This is a genomic window from Pseudomonas sp. HUK17, assembly GCF_001566765.1.
On the sequence record NZ_LSMW01000006.1, the window covers coordinates 36,246 to 55,249 of the forward strand.

The 19,004-nt window shown below is 66.4% G+C and carries 15 protein-coding genes and 1 pseudogene; 7 read left to right on the plus strand and 9 right to left on the minus strand.

From position 1 onward, the window contains the following. Nucleotides 1-103: 103 nt before the first annotated feature. Nucleotides 104-2,068, minus strand: coding sequence for a choline BCCT transporter BetT (gene betT / locus AX284_RS03950; RefSeq protein ID WP_085984311.1), 1,965 nt, complete (start codon nt 2,066-2,068; stop codon nt 104-106). 248 nt (nt 2,069-2,316) lie between these two features. Here betT and AX284_RS03955 point away from each other — a divergent pair, with 248 nt between their 5' ends. Further along, nucleotides 2,317-2,721, plus strand: a complete 405-nt coding sequence (locus AX284_RS03955) for a response regulator (protein ID WP_231893081.1) — start codon at nt 2,317-2,319, stop codon at nt 2,719-2,721. A 464-nt stretch (nt 2,722-3,185) separates the two neighbouring features. Here the strand turns inward: AX284_RS03955 and AX284_RS03960 are convergent, their stop codons facing one another. The 5 genes and pseudogenes from AX284_RS03960 to AX284_RS03975 all read right to left on the minus strand — a co-directional run bounded on the left by AX284_RS03960 (nt 3,186) and on the right by AX284_RS03975 (nt 8,902). Next, complete coding sequence (locus AX284_RS03960) at nt 3,186-5,015, minus strand: glycoside hydrolase family 15 protein (RefSeq protein ID WP_068383713.1); 1,830 nt, start codon at nt 5,013-5,015, stop codon at nt 3,186-3,188. Continuing rightward, entirely contained in the window at nt 5,008-5,811 is an 804-nt protein-coding gene (locus tag AX284_RS03965) for a glucose 1-dehydrogenase (protein ID WP_068383715.1), read from the minus strand. The genes AX284_RS03960 and AX284_RS03965 overlap by 8 nt, the downstream gene beginning before the upstream one ends. 85 nt (nt 5,812-5,896) lie before the next feature. Then, nucleotides 5,897-6,961, minus strand: coding sequence for a methyl-accepting chemotaxis protein (locus tag AX284_RS12250; RefSeq protein WP_439001607.1), 1,065 nt, complete (start codon nt 6,959-6,961; stop codon nt 5,897-5,899). Between the two features lie 60 nt (nt 6,962-7,021). Continuing rightward, nucleotides 7,022-7,543 (minus strand): annotated as a pseudogene (locus tag AX284_RS12255) (MCP four helix bundle domain-containing protein); the annotation flags it as partial. Between the two features lie 129 nt (nt 7,544-7,672). Then, nucleotides 7,673-8,902 carry an MFS transporter gene (locus tag AX284_RS03975; protein WP_026083828.1) on the minus strand — a complete coding sequence of 410 codons (1,230 nt, stop codon included), beginning with the start codon at nt 8,900-8,902 and terminating at the stop codon, nt 7,673-7,675. Between the two features lie 303 nt (nt 8,903-9,205). On the opposite strand from AX284_RS03975, the gene AX284_RS03980 reads away from it, so the two are divergent. The 4 genes from AX284_RS03980 (at nt 9,206) to AX284_RS03990 (ending at nt 13,768) form a co-directional block, all read left to right on the plus strand. Beyond that, on the plus strand, nt 9,206-10,651 hold the full coding sequence (locus AX284_RS03980) for a cytochrome ubiquinol oxidase subunit I (protein WP_017640934.1): 1,446 nt from the start codon (nt 9,206-9,208) through the stop codon (nt 10,649-10,651). After that, nucleotides 10,648-11,670 (plus strand): cytochrome d ubiquinol oxidase subunit II, encoded by a 1,023-nt coding sequence (cydB, locus tag AX284_RS03985; RefSeq protein ID WP_017640935.1) that lies wholly within the window; start codon nt 10,648-10,650, stop codon nt 11,668-11,670. Before AX284_RS03980 ends, cydB begins: the two co-directional genes overlap by 4 nt. Continuing rightward, a complete protein-coding gene (locus tag AX284_RS11685) occupies nt 11,670-11,831 on the plus strand; it encodes a DUF2474 domain-containing protein (RefSeq protein ID WP_017640936.1) in 162 nt (53 codons plus the stop codon). Before cydB ends, AX284_RS11685 begins: the two co-directional genes overlap by 1 nt. 1,043 nt (nt 11,832-12,874) lie before the next feature. Beyond that, nucleotides 12,875-13,768, plus strand: a complete 894-nt coding sequence (locus AX284_RS03990; protein ID WP_017640937.1) for a proline iminopeptidase-family hydrolase — start codon at nt 12,875-12,877, stop codon at nt 13,766-13,768. Here the strand turns inward: AX284_RS03990 and AX284_RS03995 are convergent. After that, the gene (locus tag AX284_RS03995; protein ID WP_064308633.1) at nt 13,765-15,141 is read right to left on the minus strand and encodes a GTPase/DUF3482 domain-containing protein; all 1,377 of its coding nucleotides are present in this window, start codon (nt 15,139-15,141) and stop codon (nt 13,765-13,767) included. The two genes, AX284_RS03990 and AX284_RS03995, sit on opposite strands and share 4 nt — an antisense overlap. Then, nucleotides 15,138-16,526, minus strand: coding sequence for a DUF2868 domain-containing protein (locus tag AX284_RS04000; RefSeq protein WP_068383721.1), 1,389 nt, complete (start codon nt 16,524-16,526; stop codon nt 15,138-15,140). The genes AX284_RS03995 and AX284_RS04000 overlap by 4 nt, the downstream gene beginning before the upstream one ends. Nucleotides 16,527-16,607: 81 nt before the next feature. Between AX284_RS04000 and AX284_RS04005 the strand changes: the two genes are divergently transcribed. Beyond that, complete coding sequence (locus tag AX284_RS04005) at nt 16,608-17,123, plus strand: dihydrofolate reductase (protein ID WP_068383723.1); 516 nt, start codon at nt 16,608-16,610, stop codon at nt 17,121-17,123. A 158-nt stretch (nt 17,124-17,281) separates the two neighbouring features. Further along, nucleotides 17,282-18,154, plus strand: coding sequence for a hypothetical protein (locus AX284_RS04010; protein WP_064308630.1), 873 nt, complete (start codon nt 17,282-17,284; stop codon nt 18,152-18,154). Between the two features lie 312 nt (nt 18,155-18,466). Here the strand turns inward: AX284_RS04010 and AX284_RS04015 are convergent, their stop codons facing one another. Next, entirely contained in the window at nt 18,467-18,904 is a 438-nt protein-coding gene (locus tag AX284_RS04015) for a hypothetical protein (protein WP_017640942.1), read from the minus strand. Nucleotides 18,905-19,004 lie beyond the last annotated feature (100 nt).

A 19,004-nucleotide genomic window follows, 5' to 3' on the forward strand; every position in this document is an offset into this window, starting at 1 on the left:
GGCGAGGCGTACCGACCCCGGGGCCGGCACGGGGCCGACCCTGGGGCGATTATACGACCTTTATGGCTTTCAATGGCCTTTCAGTCATTGAAAAAACCACTGGTTAACGCACCAGGTGCAGGAACTGCAGGTGGCGTTCGTACTGGTCGAGCATGTCGTTGAGGATCTGCTCGCGGTTGTAGCCCACCAGGTCGTAGTCCTGGCTGCCCTCGGTGAGATGCACCTCGGCGCGGTAGTAGCGACGATTCTTCAGGTGCAGGCCACCGATGCCGGCGCGGGCGAAGGAGGGGGTGAAATAGCCCTGCATGATCACCTGGTAGATGAAGGGATGCTCCTCGCCGTGGCCGATGATGAGTTGCAGGTTGGCGTTGGTGGCGTCGAACTGGGTCTCCACCACCAGACCTTTCTCCCGCGAGACCTCGACCATCTCTTCCATGGCCGGACGCACGGTGCTGTCCATGAAGCGATAGACCTCGTCCCGCGAGGGGAAGTACACCGCCTGGGACAGCCGCTGGCGCCAGCCGCCGTGCCGTGCCTTGCCGTTGGTCGCCACCGGCGCCAGGGAGTGCAGCCGCGCGCGCTGGCGCTGGGATTCCAGGTGCAGCGCCTTGTGCAGGCCCCACATCATCAGCAGTACCACCACCGAGAAGGGCAGCGAGGTCAGCACCACCGCCGATTTCAGCGCATCCATGCTGCCAGCGAACAGCAGCCCGCCGGTGACCAGGGCCACGGCCGCGCCCCAGAACACCCGCAACCACTTGGGACCGTCTTCGTTGGCTTCACCGCCCTTGGACGACAGGGTGGACAGCACCACGGTGCCCGAGTCGGCCGAGGTGACGAAGAAGACGAAACTCACCAGCACGGCGACGCTGATCACCGCGCGGCTGGCCGGATAGGTTTCCAGCACCTGGTAGAAGGCCATGGCCGGATCGGTGAGGGCGGTCTGCGCCAGACCGGTCATGCCCTGGCCAAGCACCAGTTCCAGGGCGCTGTTGCCGAAGATCGACAGCCAGGCCAGGGTGAAGCCCAGGGGGATGAACAAGACGCCAAAGACGAATTCGCGAATGGTGCGGCCGCGGGAGATACGGGCGATGAACAGCCCGACGAAGGGCGCCCAGGCGATCCACCAGGCCCAGTAGAACACCGTCCAGCCACCGAGCCAGTCGGAGGGCTCGTCATAGGCATAGAGGTCGAAGCTCTTGCCTGGCAAGGCCGAGAGGTAGTCACCGATGTTCTGGATCAGGGTGTTGAGCAGATGCTGGGTCGGACCGGCGAACAGCACGAACAGCAACAGGGCGACGGCCAGCACCATATTGATGTCGGACATGATGCGCACGCCCTTGTCGACGCCGGACACGGCCACGGCGATGGCCGCGCCCATCATCAGCACGATGAGGATCAGTTGCACCCAGTGGCTGTGGCTGATGCCGAACAGGTAGTCCAGCCCGGCATTGAGGTGCAGCACGCCGAAACCCAGGTCGGCGCCGAGGCCGAAGATGGTGGCGATGATGCCGAAGGCGTCCACGGCATGGCCGATGGGACCGTTGATGCGCTTGCCGATCAGCGGATAGAGCGCCGAACGCAGGGCCAGTGGCAGGTTGTGGCGATAGGCGAAGTAGGCCAGCGCCATGGCTACCAGGGCGAAGACCCCCCAGCCGTGCAGGCCCCAGTGCAGGAAGAGGATCTGCATGGCCTGGCGCGCCGCCGCCGGATTACCCCCTTCGCCGGCGGGGGGCTGGGCGAAGTGGGTCAGGGGTTCGGAGACGCAGAAGAAGAACAGGGTGATGCTGATGCCCGCGGCGAACAGCATGCCGGCCCAGGACAGGTAGCTGAACTCGGGTTGGTCGTGGTCGGCACCGAGCTTGATCTTGCCGTAGCCGGACAGGGCGGTGACCACCACGAACACCAGATAAAGCGACATGGCCAGCAGGTAGTACCAGCCAACTGTGTTGGCGGCCCAGGTCTGGGCCTGCAGCAGCCAGGCACCGGCCTGCTCGGGACGACCGATGACGGCCAGGGAAAACAGCAGGATCACTGCAGCCGCGCAATAGAAGGCGGGGGGATTCAGCTTTACGGTGCCGGATGAGGGCGTCGCACTCATGGGGACTCCTTGCGAACTGCCAAAGGGAGAGAATTCTTTTTTTATTGATCGTTCGATTAAAAAAGAATACCACAGGAGGCCCCTGAGGTGAACGCTTCGAGTCAGCGAAGCGCTGAAAGTTGCCGTTTAGAAACCTTGCTTATGCCGGTGGTCGACTTTGGTCGAGCCCAAGCCGAATGGTCAGAACCGTGACCCCTTGGCAAAGTCTGTAGGTTATGACTCAAGCATCTTCTCCACTCGGCTCCTATCGTCCACTACTGTTGCTGGTAGAGGACGAGCCGTTGCTGAGGGAGTTGGCCACCGAGGCGCTGGAGTCCCTGGTGGATCTGCAGGTGGTGGCCGTATCGACCGCCGATGCGGCCTTGAGCTATCTGGAACAGACCGGTGCCCGCATTGATATCCTCTTTACCGATGTGCGCATGCCGGGACGGCTGGACGGCGAGGCCCTGGCCCAGTTGGTCTCCCAGCGTTGGCCGCATATCCCGGTGATCCTCACCTCCGGCGACCGTCTGACCGTACCCCGCGGCGCCGGTCGCACCCGCTTCATGCCCAAACCCTGGCATATCGATGACATGGCCAATTGCGTCAACGAGGCGCTGGGGCAGAGTCGGGTGGCGTGAGGGGATAGAACGCAAGATATCGCGGCCATGGCGGTCCGCCGATGCGGCCATTGCTACAGGCTTACGCTTTAGTTGTAGGGGTAGTCCGCGGTCGCGATGAATTACAGATTAATGAGTTGCAGAGCAGTAGCGTGAAAAACGGTGCAGCCTTTGCCACTGACAGCTTATTAGCCTGCTGCGCCCTCACCCCAACCCTCTCCCAGGGGGAGAGGGAGTTGCCTGAGCAGGCGTTCAGCTTTATCAGCTCCATCAGGCAGCACCCGTGGGAGCGGCCGCATCGGCGGCCGCGATGGGTGCGGAGTGGTAGCACCGGTGCAGAGAGAATAGCTGGGCGAGATAACCTGCCTATCGGCAGCTTTCGGCTTTCCCATGATCGTCACGACTTTTGCTTTTGACGAGGTCGCGGCCATGGGCCGCTCCTACGGATACTTCAGGAGCGACCCAGGACCGCCATCCAGGTCAATTTACGGTTGCCACTGCGGATCCTTGCCGCTCAGCTTGCGATCCAGGAAGAAGGCGGTGCTGATCAGGGCCAGATGTGACAGGGCCTGGGGCAGGTTGCCCAGCGGGTAGCCGCGCTTGTCCAGTTCCTCGGCGTAGAGGCCCAGGGGGTTGGCATAGCCCAGCAGTTTTTCGAACTCCAGGTGGGCTTCGTCGACACGACCGGCGCGGGCCAGGCATTCGACGTACCAGAAGGAGCAGGCGACGAAGGCACCTTCTTCGCCCTTGAGGTTGTCCGCCGGCGTATCGGCCGGGTTGTAGCGACGGATCATGCCGTCATAGGCCAGGTTGGTCTTGATGGCATCCAGGGTGGACAGCCACATGGGATCGGTGGCGCTGACGAAGCGCACCAGGGGCATCAGCAGCAGGGCGGCGTCCAGGCTCTTGCCGTGGCGGGTCGAGGTGAAGTGACCCAGTTCGGCGTTCCAGAAGTTGTCCCAGATGTCTTCCTGGATGGCGGCGCGCGCGGCGTACCAGCGTTCATAGGGCATCGGCAGCGAACGCTTGACCGACAGGCGCATGGCGCGGTCGATGGCCACCCAGCACATCAGCCGTGAATGCAGGAAATGCTCGGGATCGCCGCGCATTTCCCAGATACCGGCATCGGGTTGGTTCCAGTTCTCGCAGACGTGGTCGATCATCCGCACCACGTCCTTCCAGCCATGGTGGGAGATGGCTTCGCCATACTTGTTGGACAGGTAGATGGCATCCATCAGCTCGCCATAGATGTCCAGCTGAATCTGCTGGTAGGCCTCGTTGCCGATGCGCACCGGACTCGAATTGGCATAGCCCGCCAGGTGGTCGAGGGTTTCCTCGGGCAGGTCCAGGCCGCCGTCCAGGCGATACATGATCTGCAGCTTTTCCGGGGCGTTGTGGCTGTTTTCCACGCACTGGCCGACCCAGTGGGTGAAATCCTTGGCTTCTTGGGTGTAGCCCAGGCGCATGAAGGCGTAGACGGTAAAGGAGGCGTCGCGGATCCAGGAGGCGCGATAGTCCCAGTTGCGTTCACCGCCCAGGGCTTCGGGCAGGCTGAAGGTGGCGGCCGCGGCGATGGAACCGTGCTTGCAGGAGGTCAGCAGCTTCAGCGCCAGGGCCGAACGGGTGACCATCTCGCGCCAGCGGCCCTGGTAGTGACTCTTGGCCGCCCAGGAGGTCCAGTAGGAGAGGGTGTCCTCGAAGCAGAGATCGCTCTGGCCGGCGATGACCTTGTCGTCTTCCTCGCAGCCAAAGACGAAATCCAGCTGCTGCCCCTGCTCCAGTTCGAATTCGGCCAGGGCGGCGTTGCCGTCCACCTGCAGGGTGACGCTCGAGGCCAGGCGCAGGGTCGGCTGGCCCTTGGCCTCGAACAGCGCGCCACCCTCCACCAGGCGCGCGCGGGTCTCGGCGCGGGCATAGTCGTGGGCCGGGGCGCAGACCAGGTGGAAGCGGCAGCGTCCGGCCACCACCTGTACGCGGCGGACGATGCGCGGCTGGGTGTCCTCGCTGCTGCACACCGGCATCAGGTCGGTGACCTCGGCGACGCCGTCCGCCGACAGCCAGCGGGTCTGCAGGATGTTGGTATCGGGTAGGTAGAGCTGCTGCTCGCGGGCGTCTTCCCAGACCGGGGCCAGGCTGAAGTAGCCGGCCTTTTCCGAATCGAGCAGGGCGGCGAACACCGAGGGGCTGTCCAGATTCGGCCAGCAGAAGTGGTCGATGGTGCCGTCGGTGGCGACCAGGGCACAGGTGCGCAGGTCGCCGATGACACCGTGGGCGCCGATACTGCGGCGGGCGTGCACGGAGGAGGAATCAGCCATTGTCTTCGAATCCCGGATAGAGGCACATGCCGCCGTCGACGAACAGGGTGGTGCCGACGATGTAGTCGGCCAGGTCGCTGGCGAGAAAGACCGCCACGTTGCCCACATCGTCGACATGGCCGACGCGCTTGTAGGGGATCAGCTTGAGCAGTTCGCGTGCCTTGGCCTCGTCACCGGTCACCTCTTCGTTGATGGCGGTGGCGATGGCGCCCGGGGCGATGCTGTTGATGCGGATGCCCTCGGCGGCGACTTCCTGGGCCAGGCTGCGCATCAGCAGGTTGACCCCACCCTTGGAGGCGGCGTAGTTGACGTGCCCGGCCCAGGGAATGACCTCGTGCACCGAACTCATGTGGATAATCTTGCCGAGGGCGCGGGAGATGTTTTCGTCGCGGCCCTGCTGGCGAAACTGGCGGATCGCCGCCCGGGCGCAGAGGAACTGGCCGGTGAGGTTGGTGTTGATCACCGTGTTCCAGTCCTCGAGCGACAGGTCGGCGACCGGTGCGTCCTTTTGCAGGCCGGAATTGGCGACCAGGATGTCCAGGCGGCCGAAGGCTTCCAGGGTGCGGTCGAACAGCGCCTGGACCGCGGCCTCGTCGCCGACGTCACCGCCCACGGCGATGGCGCGACCACCGGCGTCCTGGATGCGCTTGGCCAATTCCTCGGCCGGTTCGGCGCTGGAATGGTAGTTGATGGCGACGGCGGCACCGGCCTTGGCCAGGGCTTCGGCGACGGCGGCACCGATCCCGGAACTGCCGCCGGTGACCAGGGCGACCTGGCCGTTGAGGGAAAGCTGCATGTCCAGACTCCTGCGCGGGAAAAGGTGTCTGACTGCTGACCGCCACGCTCGCGTCTAGGTTCAGCCCGCAGGCGTTGCCGGATGTTCAGGCCGAGGCCGTGCGGAACAGGCTCATGCGCCGCTCCAGATCCTCGGCCAGTTCCGCCAGCTGGCGACTGGCGCCGGCGATCTGCTGCGAACCGCTGGCGGTTTCCAGGGTGGCGGCATGGATGCGGTTGATGTTCTCGTTGACCTCCTCGGCCACGGCGGTCTGCTGGGCCGCGGCGGTAGCGATCTGCGCATTCATGGCGTTCACCGAGCCGACGTCCGCCTGGATGGCCGCCAGCGCCGCGACGGCGCGCTGGGTCAGCGCGGCGGTCTCGTGGGCCTGGCCGCGGCTCTCTTCCATTTGCGCCGAAGCGCGCCCGGCGCCTTCCTGCAGGGTGGCGATCATGGCGCGGATCTCGCGGGTCGATTCCTGGGTGCGGGTGGCCAGGTTGCGCACCTCGTCGGCGACCACGGCGAAGCCGCGACCCTGCTCACCGGCGCGAGCGGCCTCGATGGCGGCATTCAGCGCCAGCAGATTGGTCTGCTCGGCGATGCCGTTGATGACGGCGACGATGTTCTCGATGCTGGCGCTGTCGCTGGATACCTGTTGCACGGTGACGCTGGCCTGCTCCAGCGCCTGCACCAGCTGGCCGATGGCCTGGCCGGAACGGGTCACCAACTGATTGCCAGTGTCCACCTGGGCGCTGGCATTGCCGGTGGCCTGGGCGGCCTGGGCTGCGTAGCCGGCGACCTCGCCGATGGTGGCGGCCAGCTCGGTGACCGCCGCGGCCATGTGCTGGGCCTGGTTGGACTGCACATCGGTGTGGCGTTGGTTGGTCTGGGCGGTGCCTTGCAGCTGGGCCGCCGCCGTGGCGACCGAGCTAGCGGTATGGCGCACCTGGACGATGGTCTCGCCCAGGTGTGCGGTGGCGCTGCCCAGGGTGCCCATGACGCTGTCCGGGTGACGGGTGGCAGGGCGCTCGTCCAGCCGGCCCTCGGCCAGCCGGCGGATGGCGGCGGCCACGGCGTGGGGTTCGCCGCCCAGGGTCGCGCCCATCTGACGGATGATCAGCACGGAAACGGCCACGCTCAGCAGCAGGGCGAGGGCACAGGTCACCAGCATCAGCCAGCGGAAGCCACCGGCGATGCCGCGGACCTCGGCCAGATGGCCGCTGGCGATGGCCTCCTCGTGATCGATGAGCGCATTGATGCGCTTGAGCCACTCGACATAGGCCGGCGAGACGCGCTCCAGCAGGAACACCCGGGCGCCTTCCAGATCACCGGCCTGGCGCAGTTGCAGCAGGCGGTCGGTCAGGGGCAGGGCGGTGCCTTCGATGTCCTTGATGGCCGCCAGCAGGCGCTGTTCCTTGGCGGTGGCGCCCTGGCTGACGAACAGCTGATCCATGGGCTCGGCGGACTGGCGATAGAAGGCCTTGAGCCGGTCGATGTCGGCCAGGCGACTGGCCAAGGGCGCGGCGTCGTGGATCAGCACCGTATCGCGAATGGCGATGGCGCGGTCGTGCACGCTGCCGCGGAAGTTGATGGCATAGCGCTGCTTGACGCTGGCGCCCTGGCTGACAGCGGTCAGGGTGTCGTCGATGACGCCGACGCGCTGGACGCCGACGAGGGTGATCAGCAGCATCAGCACCAGGATCAGGCCGAAGCCCAGGCCCAGGCGGGCGGCCATGGAAAGAGGGGTACGCATGCAGACCTCAACACTTGAAAGGATGTGACATGGATCACATTTTGCGACAAAGGTTTGCGCGATAAGGTTATTCCGGAGCGAGCGGTCATCCCCTGGGTATGAGTGGCAATTCGGGTGACAGGGCTGGATTCAGCCGTCCTGGCGCGGCTCCGTCAGCCGGTCGCGCCTGGCCAGGCCCGGGAACAGCTTCATCCAGACCCCGGTGATCACCAGAGTGCCGACGCCACCCAGCACCACCGCGGGCACCGTGCCGAAGAAGTGCGCGGTGACCCCCGATTCGAATTCGCCGAGCTGGTTGGAGGCACCGATGAACAGGCCGTTGACCGCACTGACCCGACCGCGCATGGCATCGGGGGTTTCCAGCTGGACGAAGGAACTGCGGATCACCACGCTGACCATGTCGGCGGCGCCCAGCACCACCAGGGTGGCCAGTGAGAACCACAGCGAGGTGGACAGCCCGAAGGCGATGGTGGCGACGCCGAACAACGCGACCGAACCGAACATGATGCGGCCCACGTGGCGATTGAGGCTGACGTAGGCGAGCAGAAAGGACATGCCCAGGGCGCCCACGGCCGGCGCCGAGCGCAACAGGCCCAGGCCCCAGGGACCGGTGAGCAGGATGTCGGCGGCGAACACCGGGAGCAGGGCGGTGGCACCGCCCAGGAGCACGGCGAAGAGATCCAGGGAGATGGCGCCGAGCACGTCCGGGCGACTCTTGATGAAGCGGATGCCGGCCAGCAGGTTGTCCAGGGTCGGCTTTTCCTTCTGGCTGGGCGTCTGCCGCGCCGGCAGGCTGGAGACCAGCAGGATGGCGATGCCATAGAGCACCAGCGCCGGGCCATAGACCCAGGCGGCGCCCAGGGCATAGAGCAGGCCGCCCAGGGCGGGGGCGATGATGGTGGCGCCCTGCATGGCCGAGGCCGCGGCGGCGATGGCGCGCGGAAAGATCGAAGGTGGCACGATGTTGGGCAGCAGCGCCTGGGTGGTGGGCTGCTCGAAGGCGCGCGCGGTGCCCAGGCAGAAGGCCAGGATGAAGATCAGTTCGCGAGTCACCGCGTGATTGAGGCTGCCCACCAGCAGCACCAGGGCGATCAGGCCCTGGCCGGTCTGGCAGAGGGCGGCGACCCGGCGGCGGTCGTAGCGATCGGCGACATGCCCGGTGTGCAGCATGAACAGCACCCGTGGCAGGAATTCCACCAGCCCCACCAGGCCGAGATCGAGCACGTTGCCGGTGAGGGAATAGAGGTGCCAGCCGATGGCGACGGTGAGCATCTGGAAACTGCCGGCGGTGCAGATGCGGGCGAACCAGAAGGCGACGAAGGGGCGGTGGTGACGCAGCTGCAGGGTATCGCCGGACATGAGGGGGGCTCGCAGGGACAGAGGCGGCATCTTAAGCCACCCGGGGACTGATCGTCATACAACTGCGGGGTGCGACAGCCTGCCCGATGCGACATCCAACCACGTAAGCAAATGTATCGAGGGGGACTATCCTAAAGCCTGACGTTGATCCACGTCAGCTTCCGACCTGGTCCAATGGGCTAGCGGCGGTGGCGCCTTTTTAGCGTCCCGCTAGAACCCCAGGCGACGCCGGAGGTTCGAACCTCGGTCAGCGTCAACTCGACCGGCTACCCTCGATGGCCGGCGTGCCTGAGAGGAAAAGCTATGTTCGGCCTCGAAGCCCTGGATCTCGCCCGGATCCAGTTCGCCTTCACCGTGTCCTTCCACATCGTCTTCCCGGCGCTGTCCATCGGTACCGCGAGCTTTCTCGCCGTGCTCGAAGGGCTGTGGCTGAAGACCGACAACCACGTCTACAAGGATCTGTATCACTTCTGGCTGAAGATCTTCGCGATCTTCTTCGGCATGGGCGTGGTGTCCGGTCTGGTGATGGCCTATGAGTTCGGCACCAACTGGAGCGGTTTCGCCGACTATGCCGGCGCCGTGACCGGTCCGCTGCTGACCTACGAGGTGCTCACCGCCTTCTTCATCGAAGCCGGCTTCCTCGGCGTCATGCTGTTCGGCTGGAATCGCGTGGGCCGCGGCCTGCACTTCTTCTCGACGGTCATGGTCGCCATCGGCACCCTGATGTCAACCTTCTGGATCCTGTCGTCCAACAGCTGGATGCACACCCCGAGTGGCTACGAGATCGTCGATGGTCGCATCGTCCCGGTGGACTGGCTGGCGGTGATCTTCAACCCGTCGTTCCCCTTCCGCTGGGCGCACATGACCATCGCCGCCTACCTGTCGGTGGCCTTCCTGGTCGGCGCCTCGGCGGCTTGGCACCTGCTGCGCGGCAACGACAACCCGGCGGTGCGCAAGATGTTCTCCATGGCCATGTGGATGGCGCTGCTGGTAGCGCCCATCCAGGCGTTCGTTGGCGACGCCCATGGCCTCAACACCCTGGAGCACCAGCCGGCCAAGATCGCCGCGATGGAGGGCCACTGGGAGAATCCTCCGGGCGAAGCGACTCCGCTGATCCTGTTCGGCTGGCCGGACATGGAGCGCGAGGAAACCCGCTTCAAGCTGGAGATCCCGGTGCTCGGCAGCCTGATCCTCAAGCACAGCCTCACCGAGCCGATCCCGGCGCTCAAGGACTTCCCCAAGGAAGACCGGCCGCCGGCCTATGTGGTGTTCTGGTCGTTCCGCATCATGGTCGCCCTGGGCATGCTGATGATCGCCGCCGGTCTGTGGAGCGCTTGGCTGCGCTGGCGCGGCAAGCTGTACGAGACCCGCGGCTTCCTGCGCCTGGTCACCTGCATGGGTCCGGTCGGCCTCATCGCCCTGCTGGCCGGCTGGTTCACCACCGAGGTGGGCCGCCAGCCGTGGATCGTCTACGGCCTGTTGCGTACCAAGGACGGGGTATCCAACCACAGCGTCACCCAGTTGAGCATCACCCTGGTGGCCTTCGTGGTGGTTTACTTCGCCGTGTTCGGCATCGGCACCCTCTATGCGCTGCGCATGATCGGCAAGGGTCCGCACACCGGTGAAGGCGACCTGCCCACCTCCGGCGGCCCGGGCACCGATCGTCATCCCAAGCGTCCGCTGTCCGGCGCCGATGGCGGCCTGGAAGAAGACAATCCCAATGACCAGCTGACCGGAGACCGCACATGAACGGCATCCCTGGCATCGACCTCCCGCTGATCTGGGCGATCATCATCATCTTCGGTCTCATGATGTACGTGGTCATGGACGGCTTCGACCTGGGCATCGGCATCCTCTTCCCCTTCGTCAAGGGCAAGGAAGATCGCGACGTCATGATGAACACCGTGGCGCCCATCTGGGACGGCAACGAGACCTGGCTGGTGCTCGGCGGGGCGGGGCTCTATGGCGCCTTCCCGCTGGCCTACTCGGTGATCCTGCCGGCGCTGTACCTGCCGCTGATCTTCATGCTGATCGGCCTGATCTTCCGCGGCGTGGCCTTCGAATTCCGCTTCAAGGTCCAGGAAGGCAAGGAAGCCCTGTGGGACAAGTCCTTCATCTTCGGCTCGCTGCTGGCCAGCTTCTGCCAGGGCGTGGCCCTGGGTGCCTTCATCGAAGGCTTCCCGGTGGAGAATCGCCAGTACGTCGGCGGGCCGCTGGACTGGCTGACGCCCTTCTCGATGTTCTGCGGCCTGGGCGTCATCGCCGCCTATGCGCTGCTGGGCAGCACCTGGCTGATCATGAAGACCGAGGGCCCGCTGCAGGCCACCATGCGTCGCCTGACCAAGCCGCTGCTGTTCCTGCTGCTGGCCTTCACCGCGGTGGTGAGCATCTGGACCCCGCTGAGCCAGGCGGCCATCTCCGCCCGCTGGTTCAGCATGCCCAATCTGGTCTGGTTCCTGCCGGTACCGATCCTGGTGGGCGTGGTGACCCTGGCCCTGCTGCGCGCCATCCTGCGCGAAGACTCGCACCATGCGCCCTTCCTGCTGACCCTGGCGTTGATCTTTCTCGGCTACAGCGGCCTGGGCATCAGCCTCTGGCCGAACATCATCCCGCCGGGCGTCTCCATCTGGGAGGCCTCGTCGCCGCCGCAGAGCCAGCTGTTCCTGCTCATCGGCACCCTGTTCATCATCCCCATCACCCTGATGTACACCTTCTGGGGCTACTACGTGTTCCGCGGCAAGGTACGCGCGGGGGAGGGCTATCACTGATGGTCGGCCGCTCGCGCGAACCCAACCCCGCGGACAACAAGCCGCTCTGGCAGCGGCTGGCCTGGATGGCCGGCATCTGGGCCTGCAGTCTGGTAGCGCTGGGTGTGGTGGCCTGGGTGCTGAGATTGGTGCTGACGGCCGCGGGGCTCAAGTCGCATTGACCCTTCCATGTGTCGGTGGATGAGGCTGCGCCGTCATCCACCCTACGCAGGAGCTTGTACTTGCGTAGGAAACTTATCCCGCACACCGGATTACCCCCTCTCCCGCTTGTGGGGGAGGGCTGGGGTGGGGGGAGTACGCTTATATCTGCTCGGATCGCTAAGCTGATTTACGGTGTACTCGGTAAGCTTTTGTTCCGCCCCCGCCGGGCGGGTTACTTTTTGCAGTCGCCAAAAAAGTAACCAAAAACGCTTGCCCTGGTCATCCGGCCCTACGCTGCGCTCCGGGTCCCCTCACTCCGCCGCCCTTCCGGCGGGCCGCCGTCGAAGGGCCGTCCTGGTCCTCGACGCCTTTCGCGGCATCCCTGCCGCTCACCCACCTCCAGAGCGGCTGCGTTCGGCCTACTGAACAGGGCGCTTGGGTGCCGGCTGGAAGTATCTTTTTAAAAGCTGGTTAGCCTGGCGTGTTACGTAATGTCCTCGTGCCTTTCATTCAATAGGCATGGCAAGTAGCAAGCGTTAGCCAACGTCTTAAAACCGCTTGAATAACCCTAAACTTTCAGCGGGCACTCCAGTGCCCCGTCTGGCCGGCCGAACGTTAGTGTCGAGGAAGCGGGTGAGCGGCATGGATGCCGCGAAAGGGGCCGAGGGCCAGGACGGCCCTTCGGCCCCGGCCCGCTGGAGCGGCGCTGACGTGAGGGCATCCTGCGCAACGCGCAGGACCGGCTAGTTGGGGCGAGCGTTTTTGGTTACTTTTTTGGCAATTGAAAAAAGTGACCCGCCCGGCGAGGCGGAACAAGGAGCGTCAGCAGATTCCTAAAATCAGCTTGGCGGCCTGAGCAAAAGCACTACCCCCACCCCAACCCTCCCCCGCAAGCGGGAGAGGGGGCGGTCCGGCGTGAAGGGATCGAGCGCTGCGAGTCAGCCTGGCCGTCGATCACAACTGCAACGCAGCCCACCCCCCAAACCTACAACTTTTCCCAGTTATCCCCCGCCCACCTACCCGCTAGCCTGACCCCGTTCCCATCCAGACGAGGAAGGCACCCATGCAGGTTCGAGAAGGCTACGCCGATTTCCAAGGCCATCAGACTTGGTACCGGGTCACCGGCGACCTGGCCAGTGGACGGTTGCCGCTGGTGGTGGCCCATGGCGGTCCCGGTTGCACCCATGACTATGTCGACAGCTTCAAGGACCTGGCCGAGCACGGCTGGCCGGTGGTGCATTACGACCAGCTGGGCAATGGCCGTTCCACCCACCTGCGCGGCATCGATCCGGGGTTCTGGACGGTAGCGTTGTTTCTCGACGAGCTGAACAACCTCCTGCGCCATCTGGGTATCGGCCAGTACGCGCTGCTCGGCCAATCCTGGGGCGGGATGCTGGCTGCCGAGCACGGGGTGCGTCAGCCGGCAGGGCTGCGGGGGCTGATCATCGCCAATTCGCCTGCGTCCATGGCGCTCTGGCGCGAGGCGGCGGCTGGGCTGCGGGCCGAATTGCCGCTCGAGGTGCAGGCCACCCTGGCGCGACACGAGGCCGCCGGCACGACCGACTCGCCGGAGTACCGCGCCGCCAGCCAGGTCTTCTATGACCGCCATGTCTGCCGGGTGCAGCCGCTGCCGGCCGAGGTGGCGCGGACCTTCGCCGCCATCGACGCCGATCCCACCGTCTATCACGCCATGAACGGCCCCACCGAATTCCATGTCATCGGCAGTCTCAGGGACTGGAGCGTGATCGAGCGGCTGGCGCGGATCCAGATGCCGACGCTGCTGATTTCCGGGCGCCATGACGAAGCCACACCGGCCTGCGTGGAGCCCTTCGCCCAGTTCATCCCGAACGTGCGCTGGCGCATCTTCGAGGACTCCAGCCACATGCCTCACGTGGAAGAGCGCGAGGCCTGCATGGCCCTGGTGGCGGACTTTCTCGCCGAGGTGGAGCGCGGCTAGGCGTCCGCGTCCAGGGCCGCGGCGATCTCGTCGATACGGGTCTGGCGGTCGTCGGCTTGCAGGCGCGCACGCGGATTGAGCGCCGACCATTCCGGGTGGGCCCGGGCCACCTGCACGGCGGCGGGCAGCTTGCCTTCGCGCCAGCGCTGCTCGTCAGGCGCGGCCACTTCGATGGCGCCCTGGGCGGCGTGGCCGCGAATTTCCAGCGCCGCCAATAGCTGACGCTGCCGTAGCGCCAGCAGGCGCAGCACGGCATCGTCGATGGACAGCTCCCGCCCGCCGCGCAACTTGCCGAACAGTCGTCGGCCATAGTGGCCGCCGGTCTGTGCCAGGCCGCCGGCCAGGGCGCCCAGTACCGTGGCGGCGCCCAGGGTCAGGCCACCGGCGAGCAGGTCGAGACCGACCCCCGCCGCGGCACCGGCCGCCACCCCGCCGCCCAGCCGAATGCCCAGCAGGCGCAGGGTTTCCGGATTGAACAGGTCATCGCCCCAGCGGCCGTCCAGCAGTGGCAGGTCGCTGGCATGGGCGTCGCCCGGGCGAAAGCCGAACAGCCGCAGGAGTTCTTCCACGCAGCGTTGTTCGCGGCTGCGCAGGGCATCGCGCAATTCGGCGGTCGCGTTGCTCACCTCGGCTTCGCCGGGCGCCACGCTGCGCCGGGCAGCGGCAGCGTCCACCAGCAATTCAGCGATCAGCCGCACGCCTTGCTGATGGCGCCGGCGGGCCTGTTCGGCATGGTCGGCGATCAGCCGTTGCAAGGCCGGGCGGCCACTTTCCAGCAGGGTCGCCAGGCTTTCGTAGAGACGCGCCTCGCCATCCGCCGGTGGCGCGACGCTGTCGAAGCGCACCAGGGCGTGCAGGCCGAGGCGGGCCAGGGTGGCGCGCCAGTCGTCGGCGCGGTGGCCGTCGGCGGCGACGAAGTTGAGCACTGGCACCAGCGGGCGCCCGCAACCGGCCAGCACCGCCAGTTCGTCGCGGTACTTGGCCAGCACCGGCTCGCGGGCGTCGATGACATAGAGACCGGCGTCGGAGGCGCGCAGCTGGCGGATCACCTTGGCTTCCTGCTCGAAGCGTTGGCGGGCTTCGACGCTGTCGAGAAAACGGTCGAGCAGGGTGGCGGCGTCCAGGCGTTCGCCGGGTCTTTCCAGCTGCTCCAGGTAGTCGCGCAGGGCGATGGCGTCTTCCAGGCCGGGCGTGTCGTAGAGCTCCAGCAGCGCCTCGCCATCCACCGACAGGCGTGCGCCCTCGACATGACGGGTGGTGCTGGGGCGATGGGAGACCTCGCCGAAGTCGACGTCGCGGGTCAGGGTGCGCAGTAGCGAGGTCTTGCCGACATTGGTATGGCCGACCAGCGCCAGGCGCAGGGGGCCGCTCATGGATTCGTCTCCAGCCAGGCCAGTTCTTCGAGATCGCCCTCGCAGTGTGCCAGACGCAGGGCGTCCAGTGCCTGGCGCCAGTCGTCCAGGCGGACCGGATCGAGCTTGCCACCCAGGGGCGCGGGTAATAGCCAGACGCGGGTCGCCGTGGCGCAGCGCGACAATTCCGCCAGCAGCGTCAGGGTACCGCGATCCGGCGAGCGACGGGGATCGCAGGCGATCAGCAGGCGGCGGGCCGGATAGCGGGTCAGCTGTTCGAGCAGATGACGGCGGCCCTGGCCGTCGTCGAGCACGCCGGCGTCACGCACGCCCTCGGGCAGCGGTGGCGGCCAGGTGTGGTCGGTGAGTTCGAGACCCACCAGCAGCGCCTCGTCGCCGGTGCGTGCGAGGCCACGGGCGTCCTGCTGGGGCAAGTGGGCGGGAGCGGCGTCGTTCACGCCCAGGCGCTCGCTGGTGGGTAGCAGGCGTTCGCGCAGGTGCAGATAGCCGGGGCGCTCGACGTCCAGCCGCAGGCGCTCGCGACCACGCCGCCAGCGCCACAGGCAGAGCAGGGTCAGCAGCAGCCGTGGCAGCAGGCCATAGACCAGCACCACGCCCAGCAGCCAGCCGGCCCAGGCCTGGCGCGCTGTGGCCAGGGGGCTGGCGGCATCGCCGCTGGCGGCGATGCTGGCCGGGTCGGGCAGGGGAAAGCCCAGCAGCTGGGGCAGGGCGCCCAGCACCTGGGTCAGCAGCACGAAGGTGTCGCTGCCGAGCAGGGTGGTCTCCCAGACGAACAGATAGCTGCGTCCGGAGAGCAGTGCCAGCAGGGTTGCCAGGGCACTGCCGAGGATCAGCAGCCAGAGGCCGTGCACCAGGCCGCCCAGGGCCCAGGGCAGCAGCCGCGCGCGACCCAGCAGCCCGACCAGTGCCGGCCCCAGGTGCAGGGCTCGGGCATCCCGCGCCAGGCGGCCGGAGAGCCACAACCAGAGTCGCGCCAGCGGTGAGGCCAGTTGCCGTCCACCGCCCAGCAGGCCAAGGGCCCAGACCAGCAGGCTGAGCAGATTGAGGCCGAGCAGACTGCCCAGCGCCCAGAACACATTGACCGGACGACTGCCGTCACCCAGGGCGCCAGCGGCGAGGCCAGCGCCGCAGAACAGCGCCACGATGCCCAGCAGCCAGGCGGCCAGCACCGCACCCTGGCGCCAGCGACGCCGCGCGGCCAGCAGGCCATCGCGCTGGCCGAGCAGCCGGGCACGGGTCACCAGGCGTGTCTCGAAGGCGCCGCCGGCCGCCCGCGCCTGGCGATTGGCTTCGGCGTCGTCCAGCGGGCCGCTGTCTTCCTCGGTCAGGCGCAGGGCTTCGGTCAGCCAGAGGTCTTCGAAGGCGGGGGAGGGGGTTGCGGTCACGCGTCGGTGCCCTTGCGGCAAAAACGCCGAGGATAGTCCCTGGCGCCCCGGCTGTTAACGCCTCTGTTATGCTCTGTCACCATGAAAACCTCTCTTCCCCTGAGCCTGATCGTCGCCGTGGCCGACAACGGCGTCATCGGCATCGACAATCGTCTCCCCTGGCACCTGCCGGCGGAGCTCAAGTATTTCAAGGCCGTGACCCTCGGCAAGCCGCTGGTCATGGGTCGCAAGACCTGGGATTCCCTGGGCCGCCCGTTGCCGGGTCGGCTGAATCTGGTGGTCTCCCGTCAGACTGATCTGGTGGCCGAAGGTGCCGAGGTGCGGACGTCGCTGGCCGCTGCGGTCGAGCGCGCCGAGGCCTGGGCCCTTGAGCACCAGGCAGGCGAGATCATGCTGATCGGCGGCGCCCAGCTGTTCGCCGACGCCCTGCCCCAGGCGCAGCGCCTCTACCTGACCCGAGTTGCCCTGGCGCCGCAAGGCGATGTCTTCTTTCCCCCATGGCAGGAGAGCGACTGGCAGCTTGTCTCGCGGCAGGAGCATGCGGCCGAGGACGATCGTCCAGCCTATGCCTGCGAGGTCTGGGAGCGGCGGGACTAGCGCCTGCAGCTTGCGGCTTTCCCGCGTCGCGTCTCCGATCCTTGCCCCGGCCTTAAGTAAAACCTAAGACAAGCATGGCATAAAGACGCTGAGGCAGGCCGCCTGGGCGGCCGGAGGGCACGACCATGAGGGCGATCGATAGCCAGACTTCGACGGCAATGGCAGGGACTCAGCCTGCCAATCCGAGCGCTACCGGCAATCAGAGCGCACCCGCCGCCGACTCCGCCAGCGCGGGGGGAACCCCAGCCGGCACCGATGTCGCGGTGGACCTGTCGCCCGCCGCCCAGCTCATTGCCAGGCTGTTGCCGGGCCAGTCGAACGGTAACAGCGATCTCGACAGCTTCATGCAGATCCTCCAGCAACAGCTTCGCAGCCAGGGTACCGACGCCGCCGTGCTCGGCGAGATGCCCGAGGGGGCCAGTCCCGACCGTGTCCAGTTGGCGAAGCAGGCGGCCAATCACCTGCTGGTGAGCTATTACCATGACGACAGTCGCTATGCCGACGCCTCCACCCAGGATCCCTTCGCCAACCTGGACAGCAATAGCCTGACGCGTATCGCCAGCGACGATTCGGGCACCTTCACTTCGGCTGAACGTCAGCTTGCCTATTTCGAAGGCGCGCAGCGGGGCACCGATGCGGCCAACGTGGCCTTCTCCGGGCTTTCCCCGCAGGATCAGGGTGCCGCGTCCTGGAACTGGGCTCCCGCCGCCACGGAAGATGCCGGCATCCTCGGTACGCTGAATCCCGGCATGCCGGATTGGCAACCCAATCAGTTGAGCAGCCAGCTCATCGACGGCCTGAGTCCTGGCGGCGTGGCGACCGCTGCCGCCCAGGAAACCGCCCAGTTGTCGGCGCCGACCTTCAACGTCAGCACCGGTGCCGATGGTGCACCCCAGTGGACGGTGCTGCCGGTGGACGAACAGGGCGCAGGGGCAAACACCGCGCTGGATGGCAGTATCCTCACCCAGATGACCGGCACGACCGCCGCGCCGGCGCTGTCGCTCTATCGGCAGATCGCCGCGTTCGGTTGAGTAGGGCTGTTGGGCTAGGGCCTGCTTGTTGGGCTTCGACGATGGAGCCGTCTCAGCCCAACCTACGGTGCGGTAGGTTGGCGCTGAGCGCAGCGAAGCCCAACATCGTGGTGCTTAGGTCTATCTGTTGGGCTTCGACGATGGAGCCGTCTCAACCCAACCTACGGCGCAGTAGGTTGGCGCTGAGCGCAGCGAAGCCCAACATCGTGGCATCCGGGTTGCCCATGGGACTTCGACGATGAAACCGTCTCAACCCAACCTACGGCGCGGTAGGTTGGGTTGAGCGCAGCGAAGCCCAACGCCAAGCTGACCTCAGATCGCCCGCAGTTTCTTCGCCGGCAGGTAGTCGCGATGGACGCGCTCTTCCACCAGGTACAACCAGCAGGGGCCTTCCACCTGGGGAAAGAGGCGCACTTCCTGGATGCTGCTGGGCTTGGGTTCGCCATTGCCGACCTGCACGGCCACCGTCTGGCCCAGACGGAAGCGCGGGACCACGCCGGCGTCCACCACGCTCTGCTCGGCCTTGGTCGCCGGGCGGCCCAGGTATTCGCCCAGGTCCACCGGGCCGGAGGGGCCTTCGGCCACGGTGTCCACATGGAAGCTGTAGGCGGTGGCCAGGCCTTCGTCGCCACCGTGGGTCTCGCCCTGCTTGATGCGCGACACGGCCTGGTCGAGGGCGGCGTCGAGCGTCAGTTCATTGTTCGATTGCAGGGTGATGACGATGCGGCGTTCAAAGGGGTACTGGCTCATGGTTTCGACTTTTTCGGCAGATAAGGAAAAGAAGGGACATCTTGTGCCCCCTTTGGCCGGCCACTGTCCAGCCGGGGGCGCCCGATCGGTGATCGCGTTT

Excerpts from the sequence above, each read along its gene's own strand:
- AX284_RS03955 (WP_231893081.1), top strand. The coding sequence starts at position 2,317 with ATGACTCAAGCATCTTCTCCACTCGGCTCCTATCGTCCACTACTGTTG.
- AX284_RS03960 (WP_068383713.1), bottom strand. The coding sequence starts at position 5,015 with ATGGCTGATTCCTCCTCCGTGCACGCCCGCCGCAGTATCGGCGCCCAC.
- AX284_RS03965 (WP_068383715.1), bottom strand. The coding sequence starts at position 5,811 with ATGCAGCTTTCCCTCAACGGCCAGGTCGCCCTGGTCACCGGCGGCAGT.
- AX284_RS12250 (WP_439001607.1), bottom strand. The coding sequence starts at position 6,961 with ATGCTGGTGACCTGTGCCCTCGCCCTGCTGCTGAGCGTGGCCGTTTCC.
- AX284_RS03975 (WP_026083828.1), bottom strand. The coding sequence starts at position 8,902 with ATGTCCGGCGATACCCTGCAGCTGCGTCACCACCGCCCCTTCGTCGCC.
- AX284_RS03980 (WP_017640934.1), top strand. The coding sequence starts at position 9,206 with ATGTTCGGCCTCGAAGCCCTGGATCTCGCCCGGATCCAGTTCGCCTTC.
- cydB (WP_017640935.1), top strand. The coding sequence starts at position 10,648 with ATGAACGGCATCCCTGGCATCGACCTCCCGCTGATCTGGGCGATCATC.
- AX284_RS11685 (WP_017640936.1), top strand. The coding sequence starts at position 11,670 with ATGGTCGGCCGCTCGCGCGAACCCAACCCCGCGGACAACAAGCCGCTC.
- AX284_RS03990 (WP_017640937.1), top strand. The coding sequence starts at position 12,875 with ATGCAGGTTCGAGAAGGCTACGCCGATTTCCAAGGCCATCAGACTTGG.
- AX284_RS03995 (WP_064308633.1), bottom strand. The coding sequence starts at position 15,141 with ATGAGCGGCCCCCTGCGCCTGGCGCTGGTCGGCCATACCAATGTCGGC.
- AX284_RS04005 (WP_068383723.1), top strand. The coding sequence starts at position 16,608 with ATGAAAACCTCTCTTCCCCTGAGCCTGATCGTCGCCGTGGCCGACAAC.
- AX284_RS04010 (WP_064308630.1), top strand. The coding sequence starts at position 17,282 with ATGGCAGGGACTCAGCCTGCCAATCCGAGCGCTACCGGCAATCAGAGC.
- AX284_RS04015 (WP_017640942.1), bottom strand. The coding sequence starts at position 18,904 with ATGAGCCAGTACCCCTTTGAACGCCGCATCGTCATCACCCTGCAATCG.